Origin of the sequence: Streptomyces sp. NPDC026672, from assembly GCF_040638185.1 — a bacterium.
Classification (GTDB): Bacteria; Actinomycetota; Actinomycetes; order Streptomycetales; family Streptomycetaceae; genus Streptomyces.
Map to the genome: position 1 here is coordinate 77806 of NZ_JBEZXS010000022.1, position 15735 is coordinate 93540.

General features: G+C 73.2%; 16 protein-coding genes. 9 read left to right on the top strand and 7 right to left on the bottom strand.

Annotated features, from left to right (window positions below; genetic code table 11):
- The first annotated feature begins 52 nt into the window (after positions 1-52).
- Positions 53-1291: a phosphodiester glycosidase family protein gene (locus AB0F77_RS24820; RefSeq protein ID WP_361952647.1), complete on the top strand. Its 1239-nt coding sequence runs from the start codon at positions 53-55 to the stop codon at positions 1289-1291.
- A 47-nt stretch (positions 1292-1338) separates the two neighbouring features.
- On the opposite strand, the gene AB0F77_RS24825 is transcribed toward AB0F77_RS24820, so the two are convergent.
- The 6 genes from AB0F77_RS24825 to AB0F77_RS24850 form a co-directional block, all read right to left on the bottom strand.
- Positions 1339-1533: a hypothetical protein gene (locus AB0F77_RS24825; protein ID WP_361952650.1), complete on the bottom strand. Its 195-nt coding sequence runs from the start codon at positions 1531-1533 to the stop codon at positions 1339-1341.
- Between the two features lie 113 nt (positions 1534-1646).
- Positions 1647-2510, bottom strand: a complete 864-nt coding sequence (locus AB0F77_RS24830; RefSeq protein ID WP_361952653.1) for a phosphatidylinositol-specific phospholipase C/glycerophosphodiester phosphodiesterase family protein — start codon at positions 2508-2510, stop codon at positions 1647-1649.
- A gap of 183 nt (positions 2511-2693) precedes the next feature.
- Positions 2694-3767 carry an acyl-CoA dehydrogenase family protein gene (locus AB0F77_RS24835; RefSeq protein ID WP_361952656.1) on the bottom strand — a complete coding sequence of 358 codons (1074 nt, stop codon included), beginning with the start codon at positions 3765-3767 and terminating at the stop codon, positions 2694-2696.
- Positions 3764-4945 carry an acyl-CoA dehydrogenase family protein gene (locus tag AB0F77_RS24840; RefSeq protein ID WP_361952659.1) on the bottom strand — a complete coding sequence of 394 codons (1182 nt, stop codon included), beginning with the start codon at positions 4943-4945 and terminating at the stop codon, positions 3764-3766. Before AB0F77_RS24840 ends, AB0F77_RS24835 begins: the two co-directional genes overlap by 4 nt.
- The gene (locus tag AB0F77_RS24845; RefSeq protein WP_361952662.1) at positions 4942-5910 is read right to left on the bottom strand and encodes an NADPH:quinone oxidoreductase family protein; all 969 of its coding nucleotides are present in this window, start codon (positions 5908-5910) and stop codon (positions 4942-4944) included. The genes AB0F77_RS24840 and AB0F77_RS24845 overlap by 4 nt, the downstream gene beginning before the upstream one ends.
- Before the next feature lie 78 nt (positions 5911-5988).
- Entirely contained in the window at positions 5989-6561 is a 573-nt protein-coding gene (locus AB0F77_RS24850) for an XRE family transcriptional regulator (protein ID WP_361952665.1), read from the bottom strand.
- Between the two features lie 79 nt (positions 6562-6640).
- On the opposite strand from AB0F77_RS24850, the gene AB0F77_RS24855 reads away from it, so the two are divergent.
- The 8 genes from AB0F77_RS24855 (at position 6641) to AB0F77_RS24890 (ending at position 14292) form a co-directional block, all read left to right on the top strand.
- Entirely contained in the window at positions 6641-7582 is a 942-nt protein-coding gene (locus AB0F77_RS24855) for an NAD(P)/FAD-dependent oxidoreductase (RefSeq protein WP_361952668.1), read from the top strand.
- A 26-nt stretch (positions 7583-7608) separates the two neighbouring features.
- The gene (locus tag AB0F77_RS24860) at positions 7609-9147 is read left to right on the top strand and encodes an ATP-dependent DNA ligase (protein WP_361952671.1); all 1539 of its coding nucleotides are present in this window, start codon (positions 7609-7611) and stop codon (positions 9145-9147) included.
- Positions 9144-9611 (top strand): NUDIX domain-containing protein, encoded by a 468-nt coding sequence (locus AB0F77_RS24865; protein ID WP_361952674.1) that lies wholly within the window; start codon positions 9144-9146, stop codon positions 9609-9611. The genes AB0F77_RS24860 and AB0F77_RS24865 overlap by 4 nt, the downstream gene beginning before the upstream one ends.
- Before the next feature lie 75 nt (positions 9612-9686).
- Entirely contained in the window at positions 9687-11072 is a 1386-nt protein-coding gene (locus tag AB0F77_RS24870) for an NADP-dependent succinic semialdehyde dehydrogenase (RefSeq protein WP_361952677.1), read from the top strand.
- Between the two features lie 25 nt (positions 11073-11097).
- Positions 11098-11331 carry a DUF6213 family protein gene (locus AB0F77_RS24875; protein WP_361952680.1) on the top strand — a complete coding sequence of 78 codons (234 nt, stop codon included), beginning with the start codon at positions 11098-11100 and terminating at the stop codon, positions 11329-11331.
- Between the two features lie 157 nt (positions 11332-11488).
- A complete protein-coding gene (locus AB0F77_RS24880) occupies positions 11489-12541 on the top strand; it encodes a type III polyketide synthase (protein ID WP_361952683.1) in 1053 nt (350 codons plus the stop codon).
- 7 nt (positions 12542-12548) lie between these two features.
- Positions 12549-13763, top strand: coding sequence for a cytochrome P450 (locus tag AB0F77_RS24885; protein ID WP_361952686.1), 1215 nt, complete (start codon positions 12549-12551; stop codon positions 13761-13763).
- Positions 13764-13770: 7 nt separating this feature from the next.
- Complete coding sequence (locus tag AB0F77_RS24890) at positions 13771-14292, top strand: cupin domain-containing protein (RefSeq protein WP_361952689.1); 522 nt, start codon at positions 13771-13773, stop codon at positions 14290-14292.
- Positions 14293-14371: 79 nt separating this feature from the next.
- Here the strand turns inward: AB0F77_RS24890 and AB0F77_RS24895 are convergent, their stop codons facing one another.
- Entirely contained in the window at positions 14372-15598 is a 1227-nt protein-coding gene (locus tag AB0F77_RS24895) for an acyl-CoA dehydrogenase family protein (RefSeq protein WP_361952692.1), read from the bottom strand.
- Positions 15599-15735 lie beyond the last annotated feature (137 nt).

The window sequence follows — 15735 nt, forward strand, 5'->3', positions numbered from 1 at the left end:
TGGTGCACTTCCCCTGAGTCCTGGGACGGTTGACGAGACATCAGGGGGCGAAGTGACACGTCGTCATGAGCGGTTCGCGACGGGCAGATCGGCACTGACGGTTCTCACGGCGCTGGGCGTACTGGCCGGCGCGGCCCTGGCGGGAGCGGCACCCGCCGGCGCCCGTGCGGCGGGCACGGCCGTCGCGCCCGGCGTCACGTACGAGGAGTTCGACCTCGCCGCGGCCAAGGGGCCCACCCATGTGCACGTGCTGCGCGTGGACCTGCGCGACCGGCGGGTCCGCCTCGACCTGCTGTACCCGGGCACGGTGGCGTCCCGGGCGCCCGTCTCGCGGATGGCGGACGCGGCGGGCGCGGTCGCCGGCGTCAACGGCGACTTCTTCAACATCACGGAGACCCAGCACCCGGGCGTGGAGGCCACCGGCGCCGCGGTGGGCCCGGCGGTCGCGCACGGTGTCGCGCTCAAGTCGGCGGTGCCGGTGGGCCAGCGGTTCGGTCCCGGCCTGCCGCCCGGCACGAACACCGAGGAGGTCTTCGGCGTGGGCGACGACCGGCGGGCCCGGCTGGACCGGCTGGCGCTGCTCGGCTCGGTCCGCACGCCCGGGGGGACGCTGCCGCTCGGCGGGTTCAACCAGTACGCGCTGCCGGAGGACTCGGTCGGCGCGTTCACCCCCGCCTGGGGCGCGGTCTCCCGGCTGCGCGCGACCTGCGGCACGGACACCGACCGTGCGGCCCCGTGCAGCACGGACACCTACGAGGTGACGGTCCGCGGCGGCCGGGTCGCCGCCGTCTCCGGCGCCCCCGGCAGCGGTCCCGTCGCGGCCGGCAGCACGGTCCTGGTGGGCCGGGAGGAGGGCGCGCGGCAGCTGCGGAAGCTGTCCGTGGGCGAGCGGGTCACGGTACGGCACCGGCTGGTGGCGGCCTCCTCGCGCGTCCCCTACCGCTTCGCCCTCGGCGGCTACCCGGTGCTGCGCGGCGGTGAGCCGCTGCCGGGCCTGGACGCGAACACCGCGGCCGTGCGCACCGCCGTGGGGATCGCGGACGGCGGACGGCGTCTGGTGCTGCTCGCCGTGGACGGCGCCCCCGCCCACCGCACCGGGCTGACCATCGCCGAAGTCGCCGCCGAGATGCGGACGTTGGGCTCGCGGGACGCCTTCAGCCTGGACGGCGGCGGTTCGACGACGCTGGTCGCCCGGAAGCCCGGCGCGAGCGCGGTGACCGTGCGCAACCACCCGAGCGGTGACGCCGAGCGCCCGGTGCCCGAGGGCATCGGGGTGTTCTCGGGGCGCTGAACCGGGGTCGGCCCGGGGCGCTGAACCGGGGCTCGCGGGGCGCCGGTTCAGGGCCGCAGGCTGCTGACGAGGTCCGCGGTCGCGGTGAGCCCGCTGTGGATGGTGGGGGCCATGCTCGTGCCGGCCAGGTAGAAGCCGAGCATCATGCAGACCAAGGCGTGGGAGATCTTCAGCGCTCCGTTGCGCATGAAGATCACGGCAATGATCAGGAGCAGCAGCACCACTGAGATGGAAACGGCCATCGCGAACCTCCTCCGCTACGCCCATTTCGCGGCGTTCGGCCGCAAGTGTGGCGTAGCGGAGGGTTCGTCCGGGCGACAGACGTGTCCCCCGATCGAGTGGTGTTCGCGGAGGGTCAGCCGACCGGGCGGGCGTCCAGGAACGCTTCGAGGCCCGCGAGGTCGTCGGTGTTGAGGTAGTCGACACCGGCGGCGAGGAGTTGCGACCACAGGGCGTCCCGGGCCGGGCCCGGTGTGTCCGGGGTGGCCCACAGCCGGACCTGCTGCCCGTGGGCGTGCGCGGTCGCGACGATGTCGCGCAGCTTGCGCCGCTCGGCCTCGGGGAAGGGTCCGTCGCCCGTCCAGGTGAAGTTGGTCGTCCAGTTGTCGCTGATCAGCGGGAGGAACGAGGCGCGCGCCGAGGTGCCGAGGTCACCGAGACGGCCGTCGTAGAAGGCGTGGCGGACGGGCTGCGCCTCCATGGGGACGCGGGCGGCACGGTCGCCGGAGACGACCACCGTGACCGGCCCCTGGCGCACCCGGCCGTGCGCGCAGGTCGTGAACAGGTGCGGGTGGCGCCGCAGATGGCGGTCGAGTTCGAGGTACGTCGAGGCGCCCTCGGTCTTGATGTCGACGAGGAGTTGCAGGGGCCTGCGCCACCCCCGATACACCGAGCCGTGGCCGGCCCGGACCCGGTCGGCAAGCGGGTCGAGGTACAGAGACTCCAGGGTGCGGGCGGGGTCGAGGTCGGTGGCGTCGTGGGCGACGAGGAGTTGGTCGCCGACGAGGAAGATGTCCGCCTCGACGCTGCCGAAGCGGTGGTCGAGGGCGTCGAACAGGGGGCGCGGGTGGTCGTAGTCGTTGTGGGCGTGGGCGCGCCACAGCGGGCGCGGGCGCTGGTGGCCGCCGCTCGCCCAGGACGGTGCGGCGGGCAGGGCGACCGCTCCGGCGAGGGCGGCGCCGAGGGTGGTGAGGGCTCTGCGACGGGTGGTGCGGGCCATGCTCTTCCTCCCTTGTGAGGCCGTACGGGACCGAAGGGAGTATGCGGGTGCCGCGGCGCCGAGTGGCCCCGGGCCGCGGTGAGTTGGCCGGACCGCCGTCGGGAGTTCACCTCGTGCGGGCGGGGACGCGGAGAAGCCCGCCCCGGGTGGGACGGGCTTCGCGCCGGATGCCGGACCGGTGGCTCAGGGGGCGCGCAGGTCGACGAGTTCGGCCAGTTCCGCGCGGTGGGCGCCGGCCGTGCCGTGGGCGATCGAGTCGGCCTTGGCCCGCTTGAGGTACAGGTGGGCGGGGTGCTCCCAGGTCATGCCGATGCCGCCGTGCAGTTGCAGGGCCTCCTCGGCGGCGTGCACGGCGACGGGGGCGGCGTACGCCTGGGCGACGGCCACGGTGACGTCGGTGTCGTCGCCGGTGGCGAGCGCGTCGGCGGCGGCGCGGGCCGCGGCGCGGAGGTTGACGACCTCCAGCCAGAGCTGGGCGAGCCGGTGCTTGAGCGCCTGGAAGCCGCCGACCGGCCGGTTGAACTGCCTCCGCTCCTTCAGGTACCGGACCGTCTCGGCCAACGACCGGTCGGCGACCCCGAGTTGCTCGGAGGCGAGCAGTCCGGCCCCGGCGCGCAGGGCACGCCGTACGGCGGGTGCGGCCGCGCCGAGGCGGTGTCCCGGAGCGGCGTCGAGGGTGACGGTGGCGAGCGGCCGGGTGAGGTCGAGGGAGACCTGCGGGGTGACGGTGACCGCGCCGGCGTCGACCGCGTACAGGCCGCCGTCGTCGGCCGGGACCAGCAGCACGTCGGCGACGGCGGCGTCCGCTATGCCGGTCAACTCGCCGTGCAGGGCGCCGCCTTCGACACGCACCGTGCGCAACGGGCCGCCGGGGGCGGTGTGCAGGCCGACCGCGAGCACCCCGATCGCCGTCGCGGACGCGAGCCGGCCGAGCAGTTCGGCGGCACCGCACTCCAGCAGTGCCTCGGTGGCGACGACGGCGCTCGTCAGGTACGGCACGGGCGCGACCGCCCGCCCCAGCTCCTCCAGGACGACGGCGGCTTCGCGGTGGGAGGCGCCCTGGCCGCCGAACTCCTCGGGCACCAGCAGACCGGCGAGGCCCATGCCGTCGGCGAGCGCCTTCCACAGGGCCAGGTCGTGCGGTGTGTCCGTCTCGGTGCGGGCGATCACCTCGGCCGGGGCGCAGCGGTCGGTGAGCAGGTCGCGGACGGCGGAGCGGAGGTCCTCTTCCTCCTCCGCGTAGAGAAGATCGGTCATCGGGCGAGGTCCTTCCAGGCGGCGTCCTTGTCGGTGCGCGGTTCGGCGGGCAGGCCGAGGACGCGTTCGGCGACGATGTTGAGCAGGACCTCGCTGGTGCCGCCCTCGATGCTGTTGCCCTTGGCACGCAGATAGCGGTAGCCGGCCTCGCGTCCGGTGAAGTCGACCAGTTCGGGGCGGCGCATGGTCCAGTCGTCGTACAACAGGCCCTCCTCGCCGAGGAGTTCGACCTCCAGGCCGCTGATCTCCTGGTTGAGGCGGGCGAAGGCGAGTTTCATGCCGGAGCCCTCGGGACCGGGCTGTCCCGCCACGAGCTGCTGGCGCAGCCGTTCGGCGGTGAGGCGGGAGACCTCGGACTCCACCCACAGGGTCAGCAGCCGCTGGTGCAGGTCGTGGGTGCGCAGTTCGGGGCGCTCGCGCCAGGTCCGCGCGACGGGGCCGATCATGCCGCCCTCGCGGGGCTGCCGCATGCCGCCGATGGAGACGCGTTCGTTCATCAGCGTGGTCCGGGCGACCCGCCAGCCGTCGCCGGTCCCGCCGAGGCGGCGGGAGTCGGGGACGCGGACACCGGTGAGGAAGACCTCGTTGAACTCGGCCTCGCCGGTGATCTGGCGCAGCGGCCGCACCTCGACGCCCGGGTCGGTCATGTCGCAGACGAAGTAGGTGATGCCCCGGTGCTTGGGCACGTCCGGGTCGGTGCGGGCGATGAGGATGGCCCAGCGGGCGAGATGGGCGCTGGAGGTCCACACCTTCTGCCCGTCGACCACCCAGTCCTCGCCCTCCCGGACGGCGCGGGTGCCGAGGGCGGCCAGGTCGGAGCCGGCGCCGGGCTCGCTGAACAGCTGGCACCAGACCTCCTCGCCGGTCCACAGGGGGCGCAGGAAGCGGCGCTTCTGCTCCTCGGTGCCGTACTGGAGGATCGTCGGCGCGGCCATGCCGAGGCCGATGCCGATGCGCCGCGGGTCGTTGTCGGGCGCTCCCGCGGCTTCCAGCTCGGCGTCCACGACGGCCTGGAGGGAGCGCGGGGCGCCGAGTCCGCCGAGCCCCTCCGGGTAGTGCACCCAGGCCAGTCCGGCGTCGAAGCGGGCTCTGAGGAAGTCCGTCCGGTCGGTGTCGGCCGGCGGATGGGCCGCCAGCAACTCGGCTGTGCGGCGCTTGAGTTCGTCGGCGTCGGTCACGCTGCGGCTCCGTTCGGCAGGACGGCGATCCGGCCGGTGGTCAGACCGTCGCCGACCCGCTGCACGGCCGCCGCGGCCCCTTCCAGCGGGACGCGCTCGCTCACCAGCGGCTTGATCGCGCCGCGGGCGGCGAGTCCGGTGAGCTGTTCGTGGCAGTGCTGGACCAGCTTGGGGTTCCGGGTGTTGTAGAGACCCCAGTGCAGGCCGAGGATCGAGTAGTTCTTCACAAGTGCGTGGCTCAGCACCGGGCTGGGGATCGTGCCGCCGGCGAAGCCGACGACCACGATCCGGCCCTCGAAGGCGACGACCTTGGTGGACTGGGTGTAGGCGTCGCCGCCGACCGGGTCGTAGACCACGTCGACGCCTCGCCCGCCGGTGGCCTCCTTGACGGCCGCGACGACGTCCTCGGCCCGTCGGTCGATGACCACGTCGCAGCCCGCCTCGCGGGCGACGGCGGCCTTCCCGGCGCCGCCCACGACGCCGATCACCCTGGCCCCGGCCGCCTTGCCGAGCTGGACGGCCGCGCTGCCGACCCCGCCGGCGGCGGCGTGCACGAGCAGGGTCTCGCCGGCCTCCAGCCGGGCCCGGCGGTGCAGCCCGAACCAGCCGGTCTGGTAGCCGATGTGCAGCGCGGCGGCCTCGGCGTCGTCCAGGGTCTCGGGGGCGGGCAGCAGGCCGGCCGCGTCGGCGACCGCGTACTCGGCGAAGCCGCCGTACGGCAGCGCGGGGTTGGCGATCACGCGCCGGCCGTCCTCGGTCTCGCCGCAGATCTCCACGCCCGGGGTGAAGGGCAGCGGCGGGCGGACCTGGTACTGGCCCCGGCACATCAGCACGTCCGGGAAGTTGACGTTGGCGGCCCGCACCCGCAGCAGCACCTGGCCCTCGCCGGGTGAGGGGCGCTCGACGTCCTGGAGCCGCATCACCTCGCTCGGCTCGCCGTTCTCGTGCACGTGCCATGCCTGCATGCGGTGCCTCCACGGGACTGCTTCGTCTGACCGGGGTCGAACCGCATACTAAGCGGTCGCTTGCCGATCAGGGAACCGTCAGTCCCTGCTGGGCCTGGCCCGCACGTGCATCCGCTCGCCCTGCGGCCCGAACAGGCTCAGGAACTCCGCCGGGCCCTCGCCCGTCGAGCCGAACCAGTGCGGCACCCGGGTGTCGAACTCGGCGGCCTCCCCCGCCACCAGCACCACGTCGTGCTCCCCGAGCACCAGCCGCAGCTTCCCGGACAGCACGTACAACCACTCGTACCCCTCGTGCACACGCGGCTCCGGCTCCTCGGCGCGCCGGGGTTCCAGCACCTTGAACGCCTGGAGTCCACCGGGCTGGCGGGTCAGCGGCAGATAGGTGCGCCCGTGCCGCACGATCGGCCGGGACCGCACCCGGGGGTCGCCGACCGGCGGCGCCCCGACGAGTTCGTCCAGGGGCACCTGGTGGGCTCGGGCGATCGGCAGCAGCAGTTCCAGGCTCGGCCTGCGCAGCCCGGACTCCAGGCGGGAGAGGGTGCTGACGGAGATGCCGGTCGCCTCGGACAGTCCGGCGAGCGTCACCTCCCGGTCCTTGCGGATACGTCTCAGCCGCGGGCCGACACCCGCGAGCACGTCGTCGGTGGTCATGACCGATATTGCAGGTTCGGCAAACGCACTTGTCAATCCCGACCGTCCCGGGCGACCGTCTCCCCCGGAGGTGGTCACCATGACCGAGAACAGCGGAAACCACGAGGCCGTCGTCGTCGGGGGCGGCGCGGCGGGACTGTCGGCCGCGCTGGTGCTGGGCCGCGCCCGGCGCCGCACCCTGGTCGTCGACGCGGGCGAGCCGCGCAACGCACCGGCCGCGCGTCTTCAGGGCTATCTGACACGGGACGGCATGCCGCCCGCCGAGTTCCTCGCCGCCGGACGCGAGGAGATCGCGCGCTACGGCGTGGAACTGGTCCGGGACCGGGCGGTGGACGCGGCCCGGGACACGGACTTCGCGGTGACGCTGGAGAGCGGGCGGACCGTGCGCGCCCGGCACCTGGTCGTCGCGACCGGCCTGGAGGACGAGCTGCCCGCCGTGCCGGGCGTCGCCGAACGCTTCGGGCGGGACGTGCTGCACTGCCCGTACTGCCACGGCTGGGAGGTGCGCGACCGGGCGTTCGGCGTGCTCGCCGGCACCGTGGCGAGCGCGCACCAGGCGCTGATGGTGACCCAGTGGTCCAAGGACGTGACCCTGTTCCTGCACGAGGTCGCCGAGGCCGACCTCGCCGACGACGACCTGCGCCGGCTGGCGGCGGCGGGCGTCCGTGTCGTACCGGGACGGGTCGCGGGTCTGGAGACCGGGGGCGACCGGCTGACCGGGGTGCGGCTGGCGGACGGCACGGTCCACGCGCGGGAGGTGCTGTTCGTCGCGCCGCGCCCGCTGCCCCGCACCGACCTGCTGACCCGCCTGGGCGCCGAGATGCGCGAGACCCCCTTCGGCACCTACCCGGTGACCGACGAACGGGGGCTGACGAGCGTGCCCGGCCTGTGGGCGGCGGGCAACGCGAGCGGCTTCGCCGAGCAGGTGGTCAACGCGGCGAGCCGGGGCTACCGCGCCGGGGCCGCGATCAACGGCGAACTCCTGTTCGTCGATCTCGACGCGGCCGTGCGGGTGTCGTAGCCGCGGGCGCGGTGCACCATGGCTGCATGCTGCTGAGCCGGCTCGCCGAGGTGTCCCGGGAGGTCGCGGCCACCACGGCCCGTTCCCGCAAGACGGCGCTGCTCGCCGAGCTGTTCCGCGAGACGGAGCCGGACGACGTGCCCGTCGTCATCCCCTACCTGGCCGGGCGGCTGCCGCAGGGCCGGCTCGGCATCGGCTGGAAGGTGCTGGGCAGAGGGGTCCCGCCCGCGCCGCGGCCGTCGCTCACGGTGCGCGGGACGGACGCCCTGCTCTCGGCCCTCGGCAAGGTCTCGGGCCCCGGCTCCCAGGCGGAACGGGCCCGGCTGGTGGGCGAGCTGATGGGCGCGGCCACCGAGGACGAACAGCGGTTCCTGTTCGGGCTGCTCACCGGCGAGGTCCGCCAGGGCGCCCTGGACGCGGTCGCCGTGGAGGGCCTGGCCCTGGCCACCGGCGCGGACGCGGCGGACGTCCGGCGGGCGGTGATGCTGGCCGGTTCGACGACGGCGGTGGCCGAGGCGTTGCTGGCGGAAGGGCCCGGGGCGCTCGTCCGGTTCCGGCTCACCGTCGGCCGCCCGGTCCAGCCGATGCTGGCGCGCACCGCCTCCTCCGTCGCGGAGGCGGTCGCCCGGCTCGGCGCCTGCGCGGTCGAGGAGAAGCTGGACGGCATCCGCGTCCAGGTGCACCGCGACGGTGACACGGTGCGCGTCCACACCCGCACCCTGGACGACATCACCGGCCGGCTGCCCGAGGTGACGTCCGCCGCGCTGGGGCTGGCGGGCGAGCGGTTCGTCCTGGACGGCGAGGTGATCTCGTTCGACGCGGCCGGCCGGCCCCGCTCGTTCCAGGAGACGGCAGGGCGGGTCGGCTCGCGCACGGACGTGGCGCGGGCCGCCCGGGAGGTGCCGGTCTCCCCCGTCTTCTTCGACGCGCTCTCCGTCGACGGACGCGATCTGCTGGACCTGCCCTTCGAGCGGCGCCACGCGGAGCTGGCCCGGCTGGTGCCCGGGCCGATGCGGGTGCGCCGGACCCTGGTGGCGGGCGAGCGGGACGTCGCCGAGGCGGAACGGTTCCTCGCGCAGACCCTCGCCCGCGGCCACGAGGGGGTGGTCGTCAAGGCCCTGGACGCCCCCTACAGCGCGGGCCGGCGCGGCGCGTCCTGGCTCAAGGTCAAGCCCGTGCACACCCTGGACCTGGTCGTGCTGGCCGCCGAGTGGGGCCACGGCCGCCGCACCGGCAGGCTCTCCAACCTCCATCTCGGCGCCCGTGCCGCCGACGGCGGTTTCGCGATGCTCGGCAAGACCTTCAAGGGCATGACCGACGAGACGCTGGCCCGGCAGACCGGACGGCTGCGGGAACTGGCGGTCGAGGACGACGGCCGGGTGGTCACCGTCCGCCCCGAACTCGTCGTCGAGATCGCGTACGACGGACTCCAGCGCTCCTCCCGCTACCCGGCCGGCGTCACCCTCCGCTTCGCCCGGGTCGTGCGCTACCGCGAGGACAAGCGGCCCGAGGAGGCCGACACCGTCGAGGCCCTGCTGGCCGCCCACCCGGAGGTGACCGCGTGACGGCGCGGCGGAGGAGCGCGGGACTGCTCCTGTTCCGGCGCGCGGACGACGGGCTCGAAGTGCTGCTCGGCCACATGGGCGGCCCCTTCTTCGCGAAGAAGGACGCCGGGGCGTGGACCGTGCCCAAGGGCGAGTACGAGCCCGGTGAGACCGCCTGGGAGGCGGCCCGCCGGGAGTTCCGGGAGGAGCTGGGCGTGGCACCGCCCGACGGCGAGGCCCTGGAGCTGGGCGAGGTGACGCAGACCAACGGCAAGACGGTCACCGCGTGGGCGGTCGAGGCCGACCTCGATCCGGCGGACGTCACGCCCGGCACCTTCCGCATGGAGTGGCCGCCGCGGTCCGGCCGGATCCAGGAGTTCCCCGAACTGGACCGGGTGGCATGGTTCGGCCTCGACCGGGCAGCCGCACTCATCGTCAGGGCCCAGACCGCGTTCCTCGACCGGCTGGCCGCACACCACGGCTGAACAGCCGCACACGCGTTGCGGTCGACGGCGGCGCGCGGGAAGGTCGTAGCAAGCCCGCTCCCAGGGAGGTCAGCCATGCCCATCGCGACGGTGAACCCGGCGAACGGCGAGACGCTCAAGACGTACGAGGCCATGGGCGACGAGGAGATCGAGCGCCGGCTCCAGCTCGCCGAGGCGACGTTCCGCACGTACCGGACCACGCCGTTCGCCGAACGCGCCCGGCTGCTGAACCGGGCCGCCGACCTCCTCGACGAAGACCGGGACGACATCGGCCGGGTCATGACCACGGAGATGGGCAAGCCGATCGAGCAGGCGCGCGCCGAGGCCGCGAAGTGCGCGAGGGCGATGCGCTGGTACGCCGGGCACGCCGAGGCGCTGCTCGCCGACGAGGAGCCCGCCGAGGCGGACGTGCGGGACTCCGGGGCCTCCCGGGTCACCGTGCGCCACCGGCCGCTCGGGCCCGTGCTCGCGGTGATGCCCTGGAACTTCCCGCTGTGGCAGGTGGTCCGCTTCGCGGCGCCGGCCCTGATGGCGGGCAACGTCGGACTGCTCAAGCACGCCTCCAACGTGCCGCAGACCGCGCTGTACCTGGAGGACCTCTTCCACCGGGCGGGCTTCCCGGAAGGCTGCTTCCAGACCCTGCTGATCGGCTCGGGCGCGGTCGAGGAGGTCCTGCGCGACGAGCGGGTCAGGGCGGCGACCCTCACCGGCAGCGAGCCCGCCGGCCGGGCCGTGGCCTCCGTCGCCGGGGAGATGATCAAGAAGACGGTGCTGGAGCTGGGCGGCAGCGACCCGTACATCGTGATGCCCTCCGCCGACCTGGACCGGGCGGCGAAGGTCGCGGTGACCGCGCGGGTGCAGAACAACGGTCAGTCCTGCATCGCCGCCAAGCGGTTCATCGTGCACACGGACGTCCACGACGCCTTCGCCGAGCGGTTCGTCGCGGGCATGCGCGCGCTGGAGGTGGGCGACCCGCTGCTGGCGGCCACCGACGTCGGCCCGCTCGCCACCGAACAGGGCCGCGCCGACCTGGAGGAGCTGGTCGACGACGCGCGGCGCAGCGGGGCGGCCGTGCTGTGCGGCGGTGAACGGCCCGACGGGCCGGGCTGGTTCTATCCGCCGACCGTCCTGTCCGGCGTGACGCGCGAGATGCGGATCCACCGCGAGGAGGCGTTCGGGCCGGTGGCGACGGTGTACCGGGCGGCCGACGTCGACGAGGCGGTGCTGATCGCCAACGACTCGCCGTTCGGCCTGAGTTCGAACGTGTGGACCCGGGACGAGGCCGAGGTGGACCGGTTCGCACGGGACCTGGAGGCGGGCGGGGTGTTCTTCAACGGCATGACGGCCTCGCACCCGGCGTTCCCCTTCGGCGGGGTGAAGCGGTCCGGGTACGGGCGTGAGCTGTCGGGGCACGGAATCCGGGAGTTCTGCAACATCACCACCGTGTGGCACGGCGCGTGAGCACCGCGCGACTACCATCCGCTGTGTGAACCGCGAAGTGACTCTGCCTCTGATCGTCGACGACCGCGGGTCCTTGCGGGTGGCCGCGGCCGACGTGAGCAAGCTGCTCCGCACGGTGGGAGGCCGCTGGCTGTCGCTCGTCGAGGCCGGAGAGGACGGGCTCGACGAGGACACGGTCGCCGCGCTGACCATCGAGCTGGCGAAGCTGGCCGACCGCATCGACGTGGCGTGCATCGCCCACAGCAGCGGTGCGCCGTAAGGGCACCGGCACCGCTCCGCCCCCTCGTCACAGCCCGTGACGTCCCCGATTCGGAGTAGTCCCGCGCGAGATCGTCGCCCTGTCGGGTGAGCCTGAATGGACCACCTTCTGACCGGCGGGCGCACGCCTGCCGCACGGCAGAAAGCAGGGACGGCTCATGGCGACTTTGTGCAGACCCTCGGTGTCCGTACCGGAGCACGTGATCACGATGGAGGAGACGCTGGAGCTCGCGCGCTCGCACCACGAGGGCCACCCACAGCTCCCGCTGGCCCTCCGGCTGATCGAGAACACCGGAGTGCGCACCCGGCACATCGTGCAGCCCATCGAGGAGACCCTGAAGCACCCCGGCTTCGAGGAGCGCAACAAGCTCTACGAGTCGGAGGCCAAGGCCAGGGTTCCCGCGGTCATCCAGCACGCGCTCGACGACGCCGAACTCCTGACCACCGACATCGATGTCATCGTCTACGTGTCGTGCACGGGCTTCATGATGCCCTCGCTCACCGCGTGGCTGATCAACGAGATGGACTTCTCCAGCACCACCCGGCAGCTGCCCATCGCCCAGCTGGGCTGCGCGGCCGGCGGTGCGGCGATCAACCGGGCGCACGACTTCTGCACGGCCTACCCGGAGGCCAACGTCCTCATCGTGGCCTGCGAGTTCTGCTCGCTGTGCTACCAGCCCACCGACCTCGGCGTCGGCTCGCTCCTGTCCAACGGCCTGTTCGGCGACGGCATCGCGGCCGCCGTGGTCCGCGGCCGGGGCGGCCGGGGCGTGAGCCTGGAGCGCAACGGGTCGTATCTGATCCCCAAGACGGAGGACTGGATCGCGTACGACGTCCGGGCCACCGGCTTCCACTTCCTGCTGGACAAGCGGGTGCCCGCCACGATGGAGCCGCTGGCCCCGGCCCTCCAGGAACTCGCGGGGACGCACGGCTGGAACGCCGCCGACCTGGACTTCTACGTCATCCACGCGGGCGGCCCCCGCATACTCGACGACCTCAGCAAGTTCCTGAAGGTCGAGCCGCACGCGTTCCGGTTCAGCCGGGCCACGCTCACCGAGTACGGCAACATCGCGAGCGCCGTCGTCCTGGACGCGCTGCGCCGGCTGTTCGACGAGGGCGGCGCCGAGGACCGGGCGCGCGGGCTGCTCGCCGGGTTCGGTCCCGGCATCACCGCCGAGATGACCGTCGGCAGCTGGACCGAGGGGCGGTGACGACACCATGACCGACAGGACGCTCACCGAGACCCTGCCCCCGGTCCGGCACTGGCCGGCGCTCGACCTGGCCGGGACGGACTTCGACCCGGTCCTGACCGAGCTGATGGAGGAGGGCCCGGTCACCCGCATCCAGCTGCCCAACGGAGAGGGCTGGGCCTGGCTGGTCACCCGGTACGACGACGTGCGCACGGTGGCCAACGACCCCCGGTTCGGCCGTGCGGCGGTCATGGACCGGCCGGTCACCCGGCTCGCCCCGCACTTCGTCCCGGAGCGCGGCGCGGTCGGCTTCCTGGACCCGCCCGACCACACCCGGCTGCGCCGCTCGGTCGCCGCCGCGTTCACCTCGAAGGGCGTGGAGCGCGTCCGCGAGAAGGCCCGCGGCATGCTGGACGAACTGGTGGACGGGCTCCTGCGGGACGGTCCGCCCGCCGACCTCACAAGTGCGCTGCTCGGCCCCTTTCCCATCGCGGTGATCTGCGAGCTGATGGGCGTCCCGGCCGCCGACCGGCACCGCATGCACACCTGGACCCAGTTCATCCTGTCGTCCTCGCACGGCAAGGAGGTCAGCGAGCGGGCCAAGCACGAGATGGGCGCCTACTTCTCCGATCTGATCGCCCTGCGCGAGGGCGCCACGGGCGAGGACGTCGCCTCGCTGCTCGGGGCCGCCGTGGGCCGCGGCGAGGTCACGCCGGAGGAGGCCGTCGGCCTGGCCGTGCTCCTCCAGATCGGCGGCGAGGCGGTCACCAACAACAGCGGGCAGCTGTTCTACCTGCTGCTGACCCGCCCTGACCTGGTCCAACGGCTGCGCACGGAACCGGGGATCAGACCGCGGGCCATCGACGAGCTGCTGCGCTACATCCCGCACCGCAACGCGGTCGGCCTCTCCCGGATCGCCCTGGAGGACGTGGAGATCCGGGGCGTGCGGATCCGCGCGGGAGACTCGGTCTACGTGTCGTACCTGGCCGCCAACCGCGATCCGGACGTCTTCCCCGACCCGGAGACGATCGACCTCGACCGCAGCCCCAACCCGCACGTGGCGTTCGGCTTCGGCCCGCACTACTGCCCCGGCGGCATGCTGGCCCGGCTGGAGTCCGAGCTGCTGGTGGACACCCTGCTCGACCGGGTGCCGGGCCTGCGGCTCGCCGTGTCCCCGGATCAGGTGCCCTTCCGCAAGGGCGCCTTGATCCGGGGACCCGAGGCCCTGCCGGTGACGTGGTGAGGCCACGATGACGGCGACGGAGGGCCTGCTCGTACCGCCCGGCCACGGCCGGGTGGTGCAGACTCCCGCCCAGCGCGTGACGTTCAAGGTCACCGGCGCGCACTCGCGGACGGCCTCCACCTTCGAGGTGGAGGTCCCGCCGGGCTTCGACGTCGGCGCCCATGTGCACACGCGCAGCGAGGAGCTGTTCTACGTGCTCGACGGCGAGCTGGACGTGCTCGCCTTCGAGCCGCGCATCCGCACCCCCGACAACTGGCAGTGCTGGGAGTCGAGTTCGGGCAACAGGGTGGTACGGGCGACACCGGGCACCCTGATCGTCGTACCCCCCGGCTGCCCCCACGCCTTCGCGAACCCGACGGACGCCCCGGCACGCATGTTCTTCCAGGCGTCCCCGCCCCCCGACCACGAACGCTACTTCGAGGAACTCCTGGAGATCCTCCGGGACGGTGGTCCGCCCGACCAGGAGGCCATCGAGGCCCTGAGGGAGAAATATGACATCCGGCAACTGACTCCACTCAGGCACAGGTGATCTCCCAGGGGCGCGAGGAACTGCGCGACCGGCCAACACGCGGACGGCAGACCGCGACGCACCCGCGCCCCGAACGGCGCTACCGGATCGGCACCCCCGTCAGCGTGCGGGCGATCACCAACCGCTGAATCTCACTGGTGCCCTCGAAGATCGTGTAGATCGCGGCGTCCCGGTGCATCCGCTCGACCGGGTACTCCCGCGTGTACCCGTTGCCGCCCAGGATCTGGATGGCCTGCGCGGTCACCTGCTTGGCGGTCTCACTGGCGAACAGCTTGGACATGGACCCCTCGGCCGCGGTGAACGGCCTGCCGTTGACCGCCATCCACGACGCCCGCCACACCAGCAGCCGCGCCGCGTCGACGGCCGTGCGCATGTCGGCGAGCTGGAAGGCGACGCCCTGGTTGTCGACGATGGGCCGCCCGAACTGCTCGCGGGTCGTGGCGTAGTCGAGGGCGACCTCGTAGGCGGCCCGGGCCGTGCCCACCGCCATGGCGCCGACCGCGGGGCGGCTCGCCTCGAAGGTCGCCATCGCCGCGTTCTTCACCCGCTCGTCGCCCGCCCTCGCCTTCTCCCGGGCGCGGGCGAGGCGCTGGTCGAGCTTCTCCTTGCCGCCGAGCAGACAGGAGCCGGGGACCCGCACGTCGTCGAGGACGACCTCGGCGGTGTGCGAGGCGCGGATGCCGTGCTTCTTGAACTTCTGCCCCTGGGACAGGCCCCGGGTGCCCGGCGGGACGATGAAGGAGGCGTGGCCCTTGGAGCCCAGCTCCGGGTCCACCACGGCGACGACCACGTGGACGCCCGCGATGCCGCCGTTGGTCGCCCAGGTCTTGGTGCCGTCGATCACCCACTCGTCCTTGGCCTCGTCGTACACGGCGCGGGTGCGCATGGAGGAGACGTCGGAGCCGGCGTCGGGCTCGGAGGAGCAGAAGGCGGCGACCTTGACGTCGTTCGCGTCGCCGTACATCTGGGGGATCCAGGTGCCGATCTGCTCCTCGGTGCCGTTGGCGAGGACGCCCACGGCGGCGAGGCCGGTGCCGACGATGGACAGCGCGATGCCCGCGTCGCCCCAGAACAGCTCCTCCATGGTCATGGGGATGCCGAGGCCGGTGGGGTCGAAGTACTGCTGGGCGTAGAAGTCGAGCGAGTAGATGCCGAGCTTGGCCGCCTCCTGGATGACCGGCCAGGGAGTCTCCTCACGCTCGTCCCATTCGGCGGCCGCGGGGCGGATCACGTCGGCGGCGAAGCCGTGCAGCCAGTCCCTGACCTCCTTCTGTTCGTCGTTGAGCTCCATGGTGAACTCGGCCATGTCCCCTCCAGCGCGGCACGTACGTGTTACTTGCGGTAACCCGAGTCTGTTACCAGTCAGTAGGAAAAGTCAACTCCCGACGTCGGGTCGGTATCCCGTTCGATGTCCGGGGCGCGGTCAGTGTTACTTTGCGTAGG

Bases quoted from the DNA above. Each gene is read 5' to 3' on its own strand.
- AB0F77_RS24885 (WP_361952686.1), top strand. From the start codon at position 12,549: ATGACCGACAGGACGCTCACCGAGACCCTGCCCCCGGTCCGGCACTGG.
- AB0F77_RS24825 (WP_361952650.1), bottom strand. From the start codon at position 1,533: ATGGCCGTTTCCATCTCAGTGGTGCTGCTGCTCCTGATCATTGCCGTG.
- AB0F77_RS24890 (WP_361952689.1), top strand. From the start codon at position 13,771: ATGACGGCGACGGAGGGCCTGCTCGTACCGCCCGGCCACGGCCGGGTG.
- AB0F77_RS24855 (WP_361952668.1), top strand. From the start codon at position 6,641: ATGACCGAGAACAGCGGAAACCACGAGGCCGTCGTCGTCGGGGGCGGC.
- AB0F77_RS24880 (WP_361952683.1), top strand. From the start codon at position 11,489: ATGGCGACTTTGTGCAGACCCTCGGTGTCCGTACCGGAGCACGTGATC.
- AB0F77_RS24845 (WP_361952662.1), bottom strand. From the start codon at position 5,910: ATGCAGGCATGGCACGTGCACGAGAACGGCGAGCCGAGCGAGGTGATG.
- AB0F77_RS24835 (WP_361952656.1), bottom strand. From the start codon at position 3,767: ATGACCGATCTTCTCTACGCGGAGGAGGAAGAGGACCTCCGCTCCGCC.
- AB0F77_RS24860 (WP_361952671.1), top strand. From the start codon at position 7,609: ATGCTGCTGAGCCGGCTCGCCGAGGTGTCCCGGGAGGTCGCGGCCACC.
- AB0F77_RS24830 (WP_361952653.1), bottom strand. From the start codon at position 2,510: ATGGCCCGCACCACCCGTCGCAGAGCCCTCACCACCCTCGGCGCCGCC.
- AB0F77_RS24850 (WP_361952665.1), bottom strand. From the start codon at position 6,561: ATGACCACCGACGACGTGCTCGCGGGTGTCGGCCCGCGGCTGAGACGT.
- AB0F77_RS24870 (WP_361952677.1), top strand. From the start codon at position 9,687: ATGCCCATCGCGACGGTGAACCCGGCGAACGGCGAGACGCTCAAGACG.
- AB0F77_RS24895 (WP_361952692.1), bottom strand. From the start codon at position 15,598: ATGGCCGAGTTCACCATGGAGCTCAACGACGAACAGAAGGAGGTCAGG.